This is a genomic window from Parabacteroides sp. TM07-1AC, from assembly GCF_003480915.1.
Taxonomy (GTDB): Bacteria; Bacteroidota; Bacteroidia; order Bacteroidales; family Tannerellaceae; genus Parabacteroides; species Parabacteroides chongii.
Genome location: NZ_QUKD01000003.1, coordinates 24,474 through 43,145, shown reverse-complemented (window position 1 = coordinate 43,145; position 18,672 = coordinate 24,474). Strand labels below are relative to the sequence as shown.

Below are 18,672 nucleotides of genomic sequence, written 5' to 3'. Positions count from 1 at the left end.
ACGAGGGTGCGCATCGGTCGCGCATACCCTTGCGCAGCTATCGCGCACGGTAATGCGCAACGACTGCGCAAGAAAGTTTATTCAATTACGGGGCGATCGTCATCATCATCGCTTCCGGCACCTACCGTCAGCAGGTAAGGGAAACGATTGCGACGAACCTCTTTTAATAGTACTGTGCGATTACCTCCGTATTGGGTGGCGACTTCCAGATAATAGGTGCCGTCGGCCAATGTAGGAATGATAAAAGAGAAGAAAGAAGGATCGTTGCGTGAAACGGAAGTCATTGGGACGGCTGTTTCGGTGTCGTCTGCTGCTTTGATGAAGAAGAAACCGACGGGACTGCCTTCGGCTCCGACGATCTTTATACGTTTACCTTCGCCGTTGAGTGTATTGCCCGGAGTGAGTTTTGTGTTTACCTCGCCTGTGAATACGTCGGTTACTTTGGTGATGGTAGGGAGACCTTCTGTCACTTCACCGACGATTACGCTGATGGCTTTAAGGTCTTTCCTGAATTCGACACGGGGAGAACAGCGAAGGGTCACATTGTTCTTTTCCGGATCGAATTTCGCTTTGGGACCGATGAAGGGACCATCCACTCCCAGAGAGTTATTTGCGAAGCCGAACTCTACGGTAGAAGCAGAGTATAATTCTTCCTTCGCAACTTCCATCAGATCGTTGTAAGCGCTTCTTAATTCGGAAGCGGAGAACTTACTTTTGCCTTTTGCAGCGATGTTGCACAAATCGTCGATTGTGCGGTTGGCGACGTATGTGACATTGAATGTGAAGTCATCTTCACGCTCTGTCAGCATGTTTGCTACCAAATTGCCAGTGATGCTACGCATCTTGGGATCAGTTGTTGCCATGATTAATACAGATTTAATTAGTTCATAGTGAACTATGTTATACCTATAAAAATCAAAGCTTTTATTTCTGCGGATACCCCTGTTTTTAGTCGTAAATCACCAATATCTCCCTTAGAAAGAGAATTGAAGAAATCCCTTGGTGGTACCAAATGAAGTTTTGTATTTAGACCGAAAAGAGTCATGGCTTGATGCTATTTTGCAACAAGCCATGAAAAATAATATATAACGTTATGTCTGTTTGTAAGGTTTTGCTACATTTGTAGCCATTATTAACGTAGTTCACTATGGACTATGTTTGATAAAATCAGAAATATGAAGTAGTTACAATTTCCATCCTACTGTCCTATCTCTTGAAAAAATACGCTAACAAACTTAGGCAAAAAAATGTAGTAAACGGATTATTTGTATACATTTGCAAATATAAACCCATAAAAGAATCCCGTTATGACACGAAATGAAATAGTAAAGACTTTGCGGGAAATAGTACACCGTATAGCCCCGACTTCTACAGCTATACTGTACGGGAGCCAGGCTCGTGGAGATGCACGACCGGATAGCGATATTGACTTGCTTATTCTCGTTGATAAAGATAAACTTACTCCAAAGGAAGAACGGGAAATAACCTATCCGCTTTATGATGTTGAGATAGATACAGGGGTGATGATTAATCCAATGGTAGTCAGTCGGAAGAAATGGGAAGAGATAAAGAATCGTTCTCTTTTCTATTATAACGTAATGAAGGAAGGCATTGTGTTATAAACTATACAGTTGTGGATATCGACGACCTGTACCCACAAGCTGTAGAGTTTATTGATGTTATAGAAGCTTATATCAGAAAATAATCACAGTTTCCACCCGATCGTCTTCTCCTGTATCGACCATAGTTTATGATATAATCCCTGATTGCGAAGCAGTTCGTCATGTGTCCCTTGTTCGGCGATATGGCCGTCTTCCAGTACGATGATCTTGTCGGCGTTGCGGATTGTCTTTAGGCGGTGGGCGATGACGATGACTGTGCGGCCTTCGATCAGGGTGTTGATGGCTTTCTGTACTTCCACTTCGTTTTCGGGATCGAGAGAGGCGGTGGCTTCATCCAACAGGACGACCGGAGCCTCTTTCAGTATGGCGCGGGCGATGGAGAGGCGTTGCTTTTCACCACCAGACAGTGTGCAACCACCTTCGCCAACCATCGTATCGTAACCACCCGGCAGACGCATGATGAAATCGTGGCAGCAGGCTTTGCGGGCAGCGGCTTCTATCTCGGCATCGGTTGCATTGCTTTTACCGAAACGGATATTGTTCTTGATCGTGTCCTGGAACAGATAGACATCCTGGAAGACCATCGATATATGCTTCATCAGCGACTCGGGTTCCAACTCTTTCATATCCTGCCCGTTCAACAAGACTTTCCCTTTCTGCGGATCGTAGAAACGGGCGCATAACTTCATCAGTGTGCTCTTGCCGCTTCCCGACGGACCGACCAATGCGGTCAGCGAACCTTGTTTCAACGTGAGCGATACATCATGCAATATCTCTTTCTCACCGTAACCGAACGATACCTTTTCGAAAGTGATATCCCCATGTTCCGGGCTTTCCTTTTTTCCTGCCATTTCCGGTTCGCGCATCAGGTTGAGGATACGGCCTCCGGCGATGGAGAAATAGCGGAACTCCGCGAAGTTGGTCAGCGCCGAGGTCAGCGGGTCGAAGACGCGGGAGCCGACGATCAGGAACATGACGAAAGTAAGCAGGTCGGGTTGGCCGCCTACCAACAGATAGGCACCGCAAAGGATCATCAAGGTCAGTCCGGCACGCACCAGGGTGATAGACAGCAGGATGAACGGTCCCATCAGCGCTTCCAGGCGTAGACTCGCCCGGCGCAGGTCGGCAAACGCTTTTTGCAGGCGTTCGAATTTACCACCCAGCAGGTTATACGCTTTTATGACGCGGATACCTTGCAGGTATTCTTCCAGGCGGCTACCCGCATTCACTTTGGCTTCGATCTGTTTCCGGCTCAGGCTATATTGTATCCGGGTACTTCCCGTCAGAACCAGGATCGCCAACGGAAGGGCGATGAACATGGCTACCGACATCCGCCAGTCGATCCACAGCAACCCGAAGAAAGCGAGTATGGGCATTACCAACGCACCCATCAATTGGGGAAGATGGTGGGAGATACCGGTCTCCGCCAATGTAAAGTCACTGATCATCATGCTGGCAAGGTCGCCCGGATCGTGCCGGAAGAGGGAGCCTAAGGGCAAGCGGCGCAGATGTTCTGCCAGCCGTATCCGGCCGTCGGCACTCATTTCGTAAGCACCGCGGAAATTGTGGCGGTACGACTGGCGTTCGGCAACGGCCATCACCAGCATATAAGCTACAAGGATGCCGAAGATAACCCACAGGCGGGTCGTGTCGAGTCCGCTGCCACTGCCGTCGAAGGCTTTAAAGATGATGTTCACAGCCTCTATCGAAAGCATGAAAGGAACGATATTGACCAGGTTGGCGAGGATGGTGAATCCGACCGGTTTCCTGAGACGTTCGGTATGGCCGATCGTTATATTTTGAAGTGCATTCATTCTTGTTGTCTCCTTATTTCTTTAATGTCCATTGAAAAGCGTCGGTATAGGCATCCCACATCTGTTTATAGAGTCCGTCGTTTACCGAAAGTTCGCTGTGGATGCCTTGCTGGGCGATCTCTCCCTCTTTTAAAACAATGATCTGGTTCGCCGAAATGATCGACGACAGGCGGTGAGCGATGATGATGACTGTCTTTTCCCTGATCAGTTCCTGGATGGCGAGCTGCATCTTGTATTCATTTTCCGGATCGGCAAATGCGGTAGCTTCGTCCAGTACCAGGATCGGGGAGTTTTTCAGGATGGCACGTGCCACGGCTACCCGTTGCGCTTCTCCCCCGGAGAGATAAACGCCGCCTTCACCGATCAGCGTCTGATACCCTTGCGGCAGCCGGCGGATGAAATCGTCGCACTGGGCAGCACGGGCGGCGGCGATCACCTGTTCCTCGGTGGCATCGGGTTTACCGACACGGATATTCTCGTACAAGGTATCGAAGAAGAGGAAGGTATCCTGGAAAACGAAAGAGACCTGATCCAACAACTGTTCGGAAGGAATATTCCGGATATCTGCACCGCCGATCCTGATCGTCCCTTCGGTAACATCCCAGAAACGGGGGATCAGGTTGGCTATGGTGGATTTGCCGGAGCCGGAAGGACCGACCAGGGCGGTTATCTCACCGGCACGGGCGGTGAAGTTGATATGTTTCAGTGCTTCTGTGCGGGTCTTCTCCCGGGTGTTTTCGTAGGAGAAGCTGACGTTTTCGAAACAGATGTCATGCCCCTTCGGCTGTTGAGGGTTGGCGGGTTCCGGTACGGGCTTCTCGGCAAAGATAGCGTCGATACGGCTGACACCTTCGTCTATCTCCCGCGTGTTCGAAGCCAGGAATGTCAGTCTATAAAAAGGGGAGGCAACGCCCGGCCCTAATACAATAAAGAAGAGATAGACGGCTGCCAGTGCGATATTTCCCGGCTGGCCGTCCAATAGTAACAAGCCGACGGGAATAATAAAGGTAACGATCGAGTTCAATAGTACGATGAACGTCACCATCCCTGGTTGATAAGCATCGCAGACATTCAGTGCATATTCCTTAAACCGGTAGATCGATTTGCTGAACTGGCGGAACGACTCCACCGTCTGCCCGAATATCTTCACAACGGGCATCCCCCTTACATACTGGACGGCTGAGGCACTCATCTGCTCCGATGTATCGAAATACATTTTGAAGAACTCCTGCGCTTTCTTACCGAACATCATGGAGAACTGGACGGATATACCGATCACGATCGCCAGCAGGCAGACTGCCGCCATCCAACCGTTCAGGCTGAAGAAGATGACAAACATAATGATAACGGTCGTTGCCGCATTCACCAGGTCGGGGATGGTATGCGCCACAAAGTTCTCTATCTTTTCCACATTCTGCTCCAGTGCTTTCTTGATCGCTCCGGTCGACGTGCTGTTCAGATAACCCAACGGCAGCCGTCCGATATGTTCCGATAGCCTGACACGCAAACCGTAGAGGATGCGGAACGCTGCCACATGCGAAGCCATCAGTCCGCCGTAGAGTAACAATAGGGCGGCTGCCAGTCCGATAAAGGCGATCCATGCCCAGTGGATCATGTATCCGCTATCCGAAGCCGTTACGTTCCCGGCATTTTTCAATAATTCATCCAGTACCTGGTAAACCGACAGATAAGGAACCAGCATACAGCAGGCACTTAACGCCGACAGGAAACCAGCCAGGATCAATAGTCCTTTCTTTTCGCCCGCGATCTCAAACAGGCGCGATAACCCTTTTTTCTTTTGCTCTTTCATATTGTTTTTTCTTTATTTGGCTTTATAGCCTACGATCCCGAACGATTTATGGAGGGCGGGGATCAGCCACATGATCAGTCCGGGCAGCCCCCAGCGTTTTTTCTCTTCGCTAACGAAATAAAACTGCTCGATCAGTTTCAGTCCCGGAACCCATTGTTCGACAGTGTGCGGATCGTTCAGCCCGAAATGGAAACGGGCTTTCGTACGTTTCACTGACTCGTGTTTATCGGAGTTGCGTGCCGCCCATTTGCTGACGAAGTCGAAATAGATCTCGCAACCGGGGAAACGTCCAGCCAGGTTTTGGATAACCGACCTGACCTGCTCTTCGGTGAAATACATCATCACGCCTTCGGCTAGGAAGAGGAAGCGGCTATGGGGATGCTTTTGCTTCAATGCATCCATCCAGTCTATTTCGAGCATGGAGCCTTTGATGTTGATATCATTTGTCGAGGCGGGGAATAGCTTCTCACGGAGTTCGATCACTTCGGGCAAGTCGAGTTCGTAGAAGGTTGCCTGGTCGTGGTTGGCGACGCGTTGGAAACGGCTGTCGAGGCCGCAGCCAATCTGCACCACTACCGGGTCTTCAGCTACCGTTCGGTCGATAAACCAACTAACGAGCCGGTCGTAACGGCGCAGACGGATGGCAGTACCGGCTGTACTCATTGAAATCTTTCCGAACTTGGCGAAGTCGTAGTCTATTTTCTCAACCAGTTCGCAAGCCATCGGGTCTTTTAATATCGCATCTTTCCGGCGGCTTTCATAGGCGCGTGAAAGTAAGGGGATGAATAAGGTTTCTGCAACGTTGTCCTTTATCCCGGGTTTTATTTTATTCATAATATACCTACTTTTAGGGATTGATTATCTGATACAAAGGTGGGATATTTGCTATCGAATTATTTACGCAAGAAGGAATTGCATTTTAATCTGACGGAAAAAATGATACACATCGAACTTTCATCTCGCGGAAGAGACACGATCGCCCTGGAAATGCCGGATATAAGTTACTTTTCCACCAATGGCTCCGGCAGACTGGAAGAGAGCAGCTGGAATATGGGGAACGAGTTGCTTACCTATACGATCTCCGAGTTTAAATGCAGGGATTTCAATGTCGCGAAATACCAAATCTATTGTAAGGAAGATTGTTGCCTGCGCTCCCGGAATACGGATTGCTCTTTTATGGGTCTTTCTTTTGTCCATCAGGGGAAGGTTGAATGCTTTCTATCGGATACGCGGGACAGGCGGGTCTGGGCGGAAGGGCATACGAATATCATGGTCAGTTCGGGTATCAAGGAAGAGCATAATCAATTCAGCAAAGGGGAGACTTTCGGTATGACGAATGTATTGGTGTCGCCCGATTTCTTCCGCCATCTGTCGGAGCGTTATCCTGAATATTTCGAGAAGGCTTACCTGCGGCTCGACAGCGGGGAGACTTTCTTTATGGCTCCCGAGAATATCCCGATCCCTATAACGCTGGACACGGCATTGAACGATATCGAGTTGTCGCGGATGATGGGAAATGCTTCGCCGATGTACCTGGAGGCGAAGGTGGTCGAATGCTTGTCGCTCTTTATACGGGAGACGGAAGGGAAGGAAGAGACGAGAGAGAAACCGGTATCTGTATCTGACCGGGATAAGATTTACCAGGCGCGGGATATTATCTGCACCGAGTATCTGAACCCGCCGTCATTGCGTGATCTGGCTTTGCGCGTCGGGACGAACGAGTGTACGTTGAAAGCCGGTTTCAAGCAGGCGTTCCAAACGACTGTATTTAATTATTTGTTCGATTACCGCATGAATATGGCGGTTCATTATCTGTTGGATACCAATAAGACGATAGCCGAGGTTGCCAGCCTGGTCGGGTATGACTACCAGGGACATTTCTGTACGGCGTTTAAACGGAAGTATAATATTGCTCCTTCGGAATACCGGTTAAAGGCATAGAGACTTTATTTTATGCCCATCGATTTTAGTACCGGCAGACTGATCGTGAAGCCGACGGCATCGTACTTTCCTTTCTCCAGGCCGACAAAGACACCGATCCGTGCAATATTGCTGAATCCGACAGAATACCCGAACTCGGAATAACTTTTACCGGGTATCCAAAGCGTACGGGCATGGAGCGCTTCATTGAACATATACTTTTGCAGGAAAGGTAACCGCTTGAACAGCAAATAATCGGACGTGTAGTTCAAATGAGCCTGTAACCATTGCTTGTCGGTAGAGTAAATATAATTGTCGAACAAACAGAAGCTGTTATCCAGCGAGCTTCCGGTAATGAACAGTTCGTTGGTATTGAAATGTTTGAAGTCCGGGAAATAGACCCGTTTGTTGGAAAGGAACTTTCCACCGTTAACAGTATAACCGATCCTGTCGAACTCACTTATCTTTATTGTCTGGCTGATATTGCCTTCCAGTTTGTTGAAGGAGGCGGACTCTTTGGAGCCTGTGGATATTCCGGCTTCATATTGTATGGAGAAAGTCGGATAGTCGGAATAGATATACATCTTCTTCCCCCGGTGTTTCCAATAGTGGTATTGAGGCGTATAAGTCAGCCGGATTTTTACTTTTATCGCTGAATTATCCGGCATAGGCATTAATTGGCCGTTGGGTAAATTGGAGGAAGGGGTATTCCCGAAGAAGTTATAGGATTGGCGATTGTGTAATGCGTTGCGTTTCTCGTAACTGATACCGGTGGTCAATGGCAGGCCGTTAGCCAACTCGACGGTATTGGAAAGGGCAACGAATTTCTTTTTGTAGAACTTCACCGGATTCTCACCGAAGAATAGGGATGCAATGGAATTGATCGCCAGGAGTGTTCCGCTTTCCCCGTTGTAATCGGCTGTAGTCTGTCCTCCGGAGAGGGATACGTTGCCCCGGCGCATAGGAGCGTACTGGTAACTTCCGTCGATCTGCCAGTTTATGCTCTTTCCCGCTGTGGTGTAATAGAGGGAAGGGGAGACGGTTAATACTCTGCTTTCCGTAAAGCTGGTGCGCAACGTGAATTGTTGCCCCAACCAGAAACCATCGACGAAATTATATTGCGGGCATGCCTTGAGCAATCCGCTATATCCGAACTGTACCTTCTTGTTCAATGGGAAACTTTCGCCGGTGAGTAGTTTGCCGATCCAATAGGCGGGAGTGCGGTTCTGTAAAGAGTCCTTGCTCCGTAGGGTTTCCATTTTTGTTTTCAGGCTGTCTCTGACCTGATAGCTTACGATTTCATCTTTCTTCAGCGGCTGCTTGCGGATCGTTTCCCAATAGATGGAATCGCGGGTTCCTGCCAGGGTGTCGACTGTCACTTTGATGTTTGCATTGCCCGGATTGATTTCGAGCGACTCCCGTTCTTTCTTTGTTTCTTCCGGTTCGGTCGTCTCTTTCATCAGCTTCGCCATTTTGTAGGCTTCCCGGTTGCTGAGTTCTTCTTTGGCGGCTAAAGTATTCAGTTGTTTCTGTGATTTGGGGCTGGCGGCTTGGGTTGTTCCGCTGAGTTCGACGGTTTTGTATTGGACGGAGGAATAATATTTGCCGGTAGCTTTTACTCCCATGGCATCTACTTTCATATCGATGTCGTAGGCGGTGGGGAGAAAGGCGGAAGGTATCACTTCGTTATAGGTGGCAGTGAAACGGATAGTGACACCTAGTTCGGTGGCACTTAAATCGGCACTCTGCACGTTCCAGCTGTTTTCGATGATATATAACCAACCGCTGACCAGCTTAGGGTTATTCTTTTTAGGTTGTACACGTATTTTGTTAATCATGTGTTCTCCTTCCATGCTGATACCTTCCAATGCGAACTTGTAGTATGAGAAGGCTCCCGGGGCTAAAGGGGAGATCCTGCCGAAAGCGTTCGGATCGTATATGTTGTCTGTCATGACAGACATGACCTGTCCGGCATCGATATCGGCGGGAAGGGTGGAAGAGAAGGCAAGCACTTTCTGTTCATACCGGTTGGGGGAAGTGAAGCTGATTTCGTTCTGCGACTCTATTAAGAAGAGCTTGTTGGTGAGGTTCTTCAGCTTTTTGCCGTTTGAACCGAAAGTCATGAGCCGGGGGATCTTTTCAACCTTTACACTTCCTTTTACGTAGATGGACGATTCGTATTTCTCTATCTGGTGGAGATAAAAAGGAGCCATGCCGATCGCTTTCCGCATGATGGCATAAGCCGGGTCTTCGCGGTTGGCGGAGATAATGACCTCTTTCAGGGCGTAGACTTTCTTTTCCATGGCTACGGCGAGGTGCGTTTCTGCTTTGTCGATTGTCAGCGGGAGGGTCTTCCGCTCATATCCTAAAGAACTGAAGTCGCAGGTGTAGGAACCTTTCTTCAGGGAAGCCTGGAATTCGCCGTTGTCATCGGCAGTAATCCCCAATGCTACTTCACGAATGTATAAAGTGGCATTGGGGATCGCTTCTCCCGACACATCTGTAATCTTGCCTGTCAATAGCTGGGCAAACAGATGCATGGGTAATAAACAACACAGGACAATCAGCGAATAAACTTTCATCAAATCAATGTATTAATATACAAATGTAGGATTGATTCGCGAATAATCGTCCTGCAACAGGTTACTTTTTCTTCCGGAGCTTCTTCTTGATCCAGAAATAATAACCGGTCAGGGCGAATACCGCTCCGAGGAAGGAGACGAGGCAAGACAGTATACGGGTAGTCATACCGCCCCATGAACCAACGTGTACGGAATAGATCCATCCCCTGATCTTTCCGGACTTGGGAAGGTCTTTGTATAGTTGCACATCCGTGATTTCTCCGTTTGCCGGATCGAAAGTATAACGGTCGCTTCCTCGGGTATTGCCGTATTGGGCGGCAGATACGGTGGCAGAACCGTCCTGGATGGTGATGGAGTTATATTTCGGATAACGACTTTGCAGGTCGGCTAAGACCGTAGCCCATTGGGTATAATCGGCTTCTGCACGATTGCTCTTTTCTCTTTCCGGGGAGTGTCCGCCTTTACCTCTTTCTTTAGACTTCCCTTTGGAATCGGACGGCGCGGGAACATGTGCCTGTGGTTGGGTAGTTTCGACACCGAAGACGGTATAGAAAGCATCACGGTACCAGCCGAAAGACCAGGTTAAGCCGGTCAGTGTCAGGACGAGCAGGAGCAGAGTGGCGTAGAAACCACCCGAGACATGCAGGTCGTAGAAGAAACGATACCAGCCGGATTTGGTTTTTATCTTCAGGCGGTTCTTCAGGGCTTTCTTATTACGGGGATACCAGATCACCACGCCACTTATCAGGATGATGGTCATTACCAGTGTCGCGTAGCCTACAACGGCTTTGCCTAACGAGAAGCTGCCGTCGCGTTTGTAGGAGTCGAGCAGCCAGCGGTGCAGGCGCATCATTTGCATAAAGAAACCTTGTCCGTCGTCGATGCCGGTGATCTCTGCGGTATAGGGATTGATGAAAGCGGCTGCTTTTTTGCCCGGCAATACCACTTGCCAGGTACGCTTGGGGTCCTGTGAAACACGGATACCGTTTATTTGGATGGAATCAGGTAATTGTTGGCGTGCCGAACTGAGCAGGGCGGCAGGTGTAAGCGGTTCTCCTTTTACCTCTTTGACGAAATAGCGGGAAGGATGGCACACTTCCTGTATCTCCGTTTCAAATACCAATATCGCACCTGTCAGGCAGACAATCGCGATGATGATACCAAAGGGTATCGATAACCATAAATGTATCTTTGCAAATAACTTTCTCATTTACCATATAGTTGTTTGATCCCGTCGTATATTCCCGGAATAGCGACTGTTCCGTGGTTCTCTTCGGGGAATGATTTACTAAAGAAACGCAGGTTTCTGGCCTGCGGCAAGACCTCTTTCAGGAGGTGATTTACTTTGTTGAGGTGGATGTCCACCCGGTCGGTACGTTTCTTGGAAGCGACACCGATATACAGGCTTTTCCCTGTGAAGTCCTTTCCTGCAATCAGCGAGGCGGCTTCTTCCGACAGCTTGCCCCGATCCCACCACAGGCTCGGATCGACAGCCAGATAGGTGTCGAACAGGTCGGTATGATGGAGGAATGTGTTGAGGGTAAACAATCCGGAATAGGAATGGCCTATCAACATATTCTTGCCGTTGGTGCGATACGTGTTGTCTATTACACTGCGAAGCTCTTCCGTCAGAAAGCGGCTGAAGGGTTCGCTTCCGCCACCCTGGGGGACGGCATTAGGAGCGATCTTTCCGTCCCTGCCTGCTGCCGAAGCGGTAGGTGTCAGGTCGCGTGTACGGTCGACGTTCAGTACGCCGACGATGATACTCGGAGGAAGATGCCTGCCTTTGACTGTGGTGAATGTCCGGCTGATGCCGACTACCGAATGGAAGAATGCATCCCCGTCGAGCAGGTAGATCACCTGGTAATGCTGCGTTGTATCCCGTCCGTAGCTGTCGGGCAGGTGTATCCAGTAGTTTCGCTCTTCCTGTAAGACCGTGGAGTAAAGGCTATGTTTCTTTCCTATACAAATATCCTCCTGGCTCCGCATGGTTAACGGGAGCAGGAGGAGTATAAGAAAGAGGTGAATACGGATCATCTTTTATCTTAATCGTTATTATTTAGCGACTGTCAGTTTACCGACACCGCTCACCTGAGTGGCTTCGATTGTCAGACCCTTTGTTGCTGCGGCTGTTGCCGGATCGATCTTGTAGATAACCGGGTTTCCGCCACCTTCGTTGAAGGTTACTGTTACGTAAGCAGTACCGTTTTCAACATACGGAGCATCGCCGAAGCCGCTGATCGTATCTGTTGAAGGAAGACCTGTTACGTATGTCAACTTCTTGTCGCCAGCTTTGAATACAGCCAGCTGGTTGGCTACGTAGCCGGCGGTGGAGAATGGTCTGTCGTACATCAGCAACAGGAAATAGTCGCCTGTGATATGCCAGGTGCGGACGAAAGAGTTACCGTTGCTCATCGCTTCCAGGTTGCAGTAGTAATCATCGAAGTCAGTGCTTCCGGCAGGGATACGTACCACACCGGCTGGCAATGTCGTCTGCTGACGTGCGTCGGTCATCGTCTTGGCAAAGCTCGGGGAGAAGACGTAGACATCGCCGTTGTCGGCAGCCCAAACCATTTGGTAATACTGTGACTTCATACGTCCGGCAGCATAGCTGATCTTATCAGTCTTGATCAGTTTCTTGCTGGTCATGTTGGCATCGTCGAAGATGGCTACCCAACATTCGTTCGGGTATTGTGTCCACTGCAATTCGTCTTTCTTGTATGCGCTACTATTGGAACCACCCGATTCTTTCTTTACCAGGTCTTCGTTGCCGGCTTTCACCCATTTGCCGCCCTGGTCTTTTGTACCGTACTGGCTCAGACCCATCGGGATGGCGGCACTGTAAATCTTGTTGTTGTGTTCCAGGATACCTGCCAGGGTTACATATTCACCGTTACCCAGGAAGTTTTCAGACAAATAGGCTTTGTTCTGTGTGTCGTTGGTGGTGAATGTTTCTGCTGCGGGATCGAGGTAAGACAACAGGAATACTTTCGGGGTGTAACCGTTTTCGTCATTCCAGTCTGTCGGGCCGTCACCGGTAGAGGAAGTCATGATGTATTTATCGTAGATACCGTAGGAGGTGAAACGCTTTACACCAAATTCGGCAGAACGTTTCTTTAATTCCCCCGGAGATTCCATGATGTAAGAACGGGTGCCTCCGGCTTCGCCCTGGTTGTAAGTAAGGGCGTAGAGGTATTGGTTCTTAAAGAATACCCAGTAGGTTGCACCGTCGTTCACGACACCGTTATTTTTGGTGGTGACTGTGCCTTCGTCCAGCGATTCGGAGGTTACCAATACGTTGGTTGTATTTCCGGAAGCCGTAACGGAGGCGGCGATTACATATTCTGCATTGTTTTCTTCTTCTCCGCCGTCGTTTCCTCCGCCGTTAGTCGGATCGTCGTCACATGCTGTAAGTGTCAGTCCGGCCATCGCGGTTGCGAACAGGCCTGTTAAAAAGAAATTCTTCTTCATGTTTGTTTTATTATTTGATTTATACTATTTATTTGGAAATTAATTGCCTAAGTAGATACGGAACTTTCCGTAGAATGCCCGTCCCGCTTTCTGCAAGCTGAAATTGTCGTATAGCTTCTCATCGGTGAAGTTGCGGCACTCGAAAGAGATGTTGTAACGTCCGTTCTGAAGGCTGTAAGACAAAGTCAGATTGTGAGAGAACTGGTTGGGGACTACATATTCACCTTTATTCGATCCGATGATGGAGGAATAATACGTGAAACTATGCAGATATTGATTGTCGTATGTAAAGATCAATGTATTGCCTTTCTTCCAGAGATTACGCCAGTAGAGCGTCACGTCAGAGTCGGCAAAACGGTAGGGCAGGTTCGGCATACGCTCTTTGTAGGCGATGTTTTCCGCGCTGCTGCCGATCGCCGTTTTTTGGTTGTCGCGAACGTTCATTTGCGTATAGTTTCCTCCTACGCTCAGCCAGTTCGAGAAACTATAACGGGCGGAGAGGTTGTATCCTTTGGTCAGCACTTTACCGTAGTTGATGTAGCTCGCAGCCTGCTTACCGCCACTCAGGTCGGTGATGTTACGCTGGATATAATCGTTGGTGTTACGGTAGATCAGACCTCCTTCGACGTAAACGCCGTGCTTGCCGAGTGTCTTGTTGTAGCTGATATTCAGGTTCACGTTGTCGCTCTTCTCCGGTTTGATGCCGATGTCACCCACTTCGAGGTCTTCGTTACCGAACATCTCTTCGATGGTGGGGAGGCGGTAGGCTTTCTCGTAGGAGAGTTTCGCCTGCAATCCAGGTAGGACGAAGTAAGTTCCTGCCGCACCGTATCCCAGGGAGCTGACGCTGCGGGAAGTGCGGACATATTCGGAACTCGTATTGTCGGTCGCCATCGGACCTGCTACATACTGGTTGTAATGCTTGCCGAAGACGGAGAGGTTCCAGTGCTCCGACGGCATCAGTCGATACGACAGACCGGCAATGTTCTTGCGCGTCTGTTTGTCGATGGCATCCGTCAGTTCCTCGTTGGTCAACAGCGAGGTGTTGGAACGGCGGAAGGCGGTCAGTACATTGTTGAAAGTGAAAGAATGGGCGCGGCCCAGACGGTAATTGACCGTTACCGTACCATTCCAGTTATTGTTGTCCGACCGTGTATGCTGGTACGACTGCTCGCCACGCGAATTCATCAGGTGCTTTTCGCCGCGCCAGTTATATTCGTAGGCGGAGGTGTCGATGTTGGTCGTCAGGTTCTTATTGTAATTGGCGGTGAAGACCAGGTCGAGCCCTTTGGTCAACAGGTCGCGTTTGTTGTATTCGAGCGACGGCATCAGCGAATGGCCTTTCCGGTGCTTCTCGCCGTAGACCGTATTCTGGCGTACCCCGGTCTGTATCTCCTGGTACATGTTCGAATAGGTGAAGCCCAATAACAGGCGGTCCGCCCAGTTCTTATTCACGAAGCCGACCTTTCCGATCACGGCTTCATTGTGGTAGGTGTCGTTGAAACGTTTCACGCGTTCTTTGTTTTCCGTATCGAGCCGTCCGGTTTCGAAATCCTTCACCGGGGCATCCACGTAATAATCGTTGTCCGAATAGTTCTGGAAAGCGTTGATCTCGTAGGTGAAACCGTTATCCAGCGTCTGCCCGAAGTTGACATACGATTTATGGGTATTGAACGATCCGTAGGAATAGGAGGCATCGAGGAACCAGTTACGGCGCTTTTTATTCGTCACGATATTGACCACGCCGCCGATGGCATCCGTCCCGAAGCCGACGGGTACAACGCCTTTGTAGACTTCGATGCGTTCGGCAAAATTGACGGGGATATTGTTCAGCGCAAACGAATTGCCGACTCCTTCCTGCGGCACGCCGTCGATAAACACCTTCACATGCTTTCCGCTGAAACCGTCCAGCATCAATTGCATATCCGATCCGACACCGCCCGACTCACGGAGTTTCATCCCCGGTGCTTTCGAAAGGGCATCGCTCAGGCTCTTGGTGGAGTTCTGGAGTTCTTTGGTGTCTACCGCGATGGCGTTGAAGGCAGAACGTTTCAAACGGCTTATCCCGTTGGAAACGACGACTACTTCATCCAGTTCTTCTACCTGCGGTGAGATGGTCAGGTTTTGTTTCGTGCGTTCGCCGTCGATCAGCCGGACTGCTTTCTCTACGGTCGTATAGCCGATGGCGGATACTACCAGTGTGTAATTCCCTGCAGGTGCTTTCAGATGGTAGATACCTTCTTTATTCGTCGTACCGCCGTAGCTTGTGCCTTTGAGATAGACTGTTGCAAAATCAACTATTTCTTTTTCCGTAGATAATATTTTCCCCGAGATCATAGCTTCCTTCTGTGCTTTTGCTGTCAGGGCAACAAAAACAAAGGTCAACATTATTATCAATCCTCTTACAATCGCTTTCAATGTATTTAATCTTTTTACTGTTAATAAAAACCGATGCAAAGGTCGGGCGAAAAGAAAAGCGCATCAATCACCGATTATAGGTAAAAACAGAGGGGGAAAAGGGGGGTGAAGGTAGCTATATGTAGGTAATAGGTAGTAGGTAGTAGATAGTAGGTAGTAGGAAGTTGACAGTTGACAAGTGACAGTAGACAGTTATTTCGACTTTTAGCCGATTTGTGCAGTAACCCAACAAGGTGCAGCTTTGTTGGGTTACTGTTTTGGATAGTTCACTATTATCAATACAGATAAATAGTTCTTCTGATAAGAACAGAAACATTCACTTATCCGGTGAACAGGTTCGGATGACGAGAGGCTTTATTTGCCCTCCGTTATTTTATGTACCCAAGCCAGTATCGGTTTCCTTTTGGCATAACAGATGCCAATAACCGGTATAATAAGGATACCGCATATAATAGCAATCACTTTTATCCAGGCTATCAGGATATTATTCTCCCTAAGCAAATGAGCGTGATCGTCTGCCGGAGCGAATGTCAGGTTGGCAACCTTGGCTACTTTGCCCAACATCTTCATCGGGATGGAACCGTCCGGTATATCCTGATGACAGGCCATGCAAGTACCTCCGCGTGCCAGCCGGTCGCGTTGATCCGTAGTCAGCGGCATGGAAGTGGGCCAGTGTGTATCGATAGTCTGTACCTGTTTGCCTTCAGCGTTAAGTAATTGCATAAAGTCACCGTGCAAGTCTTTGATCGCGCTGATCTGTGCTTGGGTAAAATGACTGACATTCTCCTGGTCGGCTGTTACCACATCCGCATAACGGGGCGTTTGCGGTTCAGCATCGTACATGCCTCCATCCATGCCATAACCCATAGCGACCTGACTGCCATGACAATCGGAACAATCGCGGGAAGCCTTGGATGTAGTGTGAGGATTCAGAGGAGCCAGTTCCATTGCATCGTATCCTTCGGCTGTTTTGGCTACCCGGTTCCAGGTGATTGTCTTTCCGTCGGGGCCGATCACCGTTCCGACAGTTTGTATAACCCCTACCAACGGAGTTACACGGCCTTCGCCATTAACGCCCAGCGGCGGATTCTCCCAGCGCATATGACTGTAATCTCCGTAGGTCGGAGCACCGGGTTGCATGACATACCGACCGTTCCGATCGGCAGATGTCCCGTCCGGATTTACCTTTTCAGCCGAGGTAAGCCAGTCGATAGAGTTTTGAGTGTAATCGATCACATATTTGTAACCGTAATACTGTGCCGCCCAGGTAGAGTGACAGGCATAACATTCCAGCTTCTCCATATGTTTCCCGACGGCAACCATGGCCGTTTTTGCCTTGACAGGATCAGACCAGCTTTCATCTTTCGCCGCTTGTTTGAGCACAGGAACCTCAAAGTCGAGTCCCGTTTCGGAATGGACGATCACTTTATTCCCTTTTTTTACGACATTACCCAAGGCATTTCCCCGCGCAGATAACAGGTAACCGTCTTCTTTCGGATAAACGGTCGCAAACTGTACGGTGACATCCATCGGCTGGTCTGCCAGGCCACGAGCCTTTTTCATATCGAGCACCTTCCCGAACTCATCCCCGTAGCCGATCGGCAACTCCCAGGGATATTTATCCGGGATACCATGACAGTCAGCACATTCTATTTCGACGGTTGCCAACGTGGTAGTTCCGATATTCCCGTTGCCGTGCATCGAGTTGGTGGTATGGCAATCCTGGCATAACAAACCGGTAACAGTCTTGCCGTCCTTATCTATCTTATGGTGAGCATCGTCGCGGATATACTTGAATACATATCCGCCGTTGGCTTCCTGCGGCAATCCCTTTTCATCGAACGGCCCGCGGTTGTCGCCGTGATCCAGAGCCATCAATCCCTGGTAGGCATGCCCGATCCTGCGTCCGGCGGAGTGGCAGGCAGCGCAGGTAGATACCTGTATGCCGGTGAACTGTTTACCGTTTACTGTTACCGGTGATTTACGAGTCCCCTGCATGGAGTGTACCAATAGGTGACCTTTCTCTTTTTTATCGATGGAAGGATCGTTCCCTTCATAATATCCTTCATTGCTGTAAAGGTTGTGGCAGGCAGCACAGCCCATTCCACGGAAATGCCCTCTGTCCTGCATCCCCTTGTTACTCAGATGGCAGGCGTTACAATTTCTCAGGTAAGTATAGGCAGCCTGTTCGGGCATACTGTCAAGCTGATCCAATGATATCTCCGGAACTTGTTTCAACTTTTCAGGGAATTGTCCGGGGAAGTTCTTCGTCATTTCCTGCATATACGCTTTATAGGTATCGGAGCCGAAGCGGGGAGCCGCACCGTCTGTGTCCTGTACCTGATGGTCTGCATAAAGATGGTCGTGATTTTCCGTACCGATCCCCCAGCTCCACATGATCGCTTTCATTTTGCCGGCATCGGTGTTCATGTTGGAGAGGTGTACATTGTATGTATGGTCACCGTGGCAGAGGCCGCAGGTATTATCGTTTACCTGTAGTGCCCCGGGCACAGGGGTAAAACCGGCAAGTTTGCTCCCGGCTGGTTTACCGGAGTGAGCTTTATCCTTATTGATCGTTTCATGTGGATTCCCTCCGTGGCAGACTACACATCCGTTGGGATCACCCATTTCGGTCCCTTTCTTCAGGATATGTTCCATCATGGCCGATTGCAACGGACGGGTCGGTTCGATTCCCTGGTGGCAGGTCAGACAGTATTGTTTTTCTGCCGGGAAAGGTTTGTTTGGTAGGGTAGATGCGACAAAAGATTTGTCCGGCAGGCTTCCGGTGGCCGGTGTTGAGGCTTCTGCTGTCGGTATGTTCAGGTAGTAATTGATTATGAAAAGGGCCGTGGCAGCCATCACAGATGCCAGGAGTGCATCCGTCAGTTTTTTACAGAAAGTGTTCCTCCCCATGGTACGTATAGATAAAATGATTAAACAATGTTGCGCTATTTACTTATAATAACAAAAGCGGGATTTAAAAGGTTGACTGTTTTATTGCGTATTTTTTTACAGAAGCATTAATTTGCAATCGT

12 protein-coding genes are annotated in these 18,672 nt (G+C 49.3%); 2 read left to right on the top strand and 10 right to left on the bottom strand.

Features of this window, described 5'->3' with window-relative positions; translation table 11 throughout:
* Positions 1-77: 77 nt before the first annotated feature.
* On the bottom strand, positions 78-863 hold the full coding sequence (locus tag DXD68_RS07980) for a DUF4469 domain-containing protein (protein ID WP_122361133.1): 786 nt from the start codon (positions 861-863) through the stop codon (positions 78-80).
* Positions 864-1,307: 444 nt separating this feature from the next.
* On the opposite strand from DXD68_RS07980, the gene DXD68_RS07975 reads away from it, so the two are divergent.
* Positions 1,308-1,622, top strand: a complete 315-nt coding sequence (locus DXD68_RS07975) for a nucleotidyltransferase domain-containing protein (protein WP_122361132.1) — start codon at positions 1,308-1,310, stop codon at positions 1,620-1,622.
* 83 nt (positions 1,623-1,705) lie between these two features.
* On the opposite strand, the gene DXD68_RS07970 is transcribed toward DXD68_RS07975, so the two are convergent.
* From DXD68_RS07970 to DXD68_RS07960, 3 genes are read right to left on the bottom strand one after another with little or no spacing between them, the layout of a single operon-like run.
* Complete coding sequence (locus DXD68_RS07970; RefSeq protein ID WP_122361131.1) at positions 1,706-3,436, bottom strand: ABC transporter ATP-binding protein; 1,731 nt, start codon at positions 3,434-3,436, stop codon at positions 1,706-1,708.
* A 13-nt stretch (positions 3,437-3,449) separates the two neighbouring features.
* On the bottom strand, positions 3,450-5,246 hold the full coding sequence (locus DXD68_RS07965) for an ABC transporter ATP-binding protein (protein WP_122361130.1): 1,797 nt from the start codon (positions 5,244-5,246) through the stop codon (positions 3,450-3,452).
* Positions 5,247-5,258: 12 nt separating this feature from the next.
* Positions 5,259-6,080 carry a class I SAM-dependent methyltransferase gene (locus DXD68_RS07960; RefSeq protein ID WP_122361129.1) on the bottom strand — a complete coding sequence of 274 codons (822 nt, stop codon included), beginning with the start codon at positions 6,078-6,080 and terminating at the stop codon, positions 5,259-5,261.
* Between the two features lie 102 nt (positions 6,081-6,182).
* Between DXD68_RS07960 and DXD68_RS07955 the strand changes: the two genes are divergently transcribed.
* Positions 6,183-7,187, top strand: coding sequence for an AraC family transcriptional regulator (locus DXD68_RS07955; RefSeq protein ID WP_122361444.1), 1,005 nt, complete (start codon positions 6,183-6,185; stop codon positions 7,185-7,187).
* Between the two features lie 5 nt (positions 7,188-7,192).
* Here the strand turns inward: DXD68_RS07955 and DXD68_RS07950 are convergent, their stop codons facing one another.
* The 6 genes from DXD68_RS07950 to DXD68_RS07925 all read right to left on the bottom strand — a co-directional run bounded on the left by DXD68_RS07950 (position 7,193) and on the right by DXD68_RS07925 (position 18,550).
* Complete coding sequence (locus DXD68_RS07950; RefSeq protein ID WP_122361128.1) at positions 7,193-9,748, bottom strand: DUF5686 family protein; 2,556 nt, start codon at positions 9,746-9,748, stop codon at positions 7,193-7,195.
* A 61-nt stretch (positions 9,749-9,809) separates the two neighbouring features.
* The gene (locus DXD68_RS07945; RefSeq protein WP_122361127.1) at positions 9,810-10,958 is read right to left on the bottom strand and encodes a PepSY-associated TM helix domain-containing protein; all 1,149 of its coding nucleotides are present in this window, start codon (positions 10,956-10,958) and stop codon (positions 9,810-9,812) included.
* A complete protein-coding gene (locus tag DXD68_RS07940; protein WP_122361126.1) occupies positions 10,955-11,785 on the bottom strand; it encodes an alpha/beta hydrolase in 831 nt (276 codons plus the stop codon). Before DXD68_RS07940 ends, DXD68_RS07945 begins: the two co-directional genes overlap by 4 nt.
* A gap of 18 nt (positions 11,786-11,803) precedes the next feature.
* A complete protein-coding gene (locus DXD68_RS07935; protein WP_122361125.1) occupies positions 11,804-13,219 on the bottom strand; it encodes a DUF4374 domain-containing protein in 1,416 nt (471 codons plus the stop codon).
* Between the two features lie 39 nt (positions 13,220-13,258).
* Positions 13,259-15,556 carry a TonB-dependent receptor gene (locus tag DXD68_RS07930; RefSeq protein WP_233577077.1) on the bottom strand — a complete coding sequence of 766 codons (2,298 nt, stop codon included), beginning with the start codon at positions 15,554-15,556 and terminating at the stop codon, positions 13,259-13,261.
* 435 nt (positions 15,557-15,991) lie between these two features.
* The gene (locus DXD68_RS07925) at positions 15,992-18,550 is read right to left on the bottom strand and encodes a hypothetical protein (RefSeq protein WP_122361123.1); all 2,559 of its coding nucleotides are present in this window, start codon (positions 18,548-18,550) and stop codon (positions 15,992-15,994) included.
* Positions 18,551-18,672 lie beyond the last annotated feature (122 nt).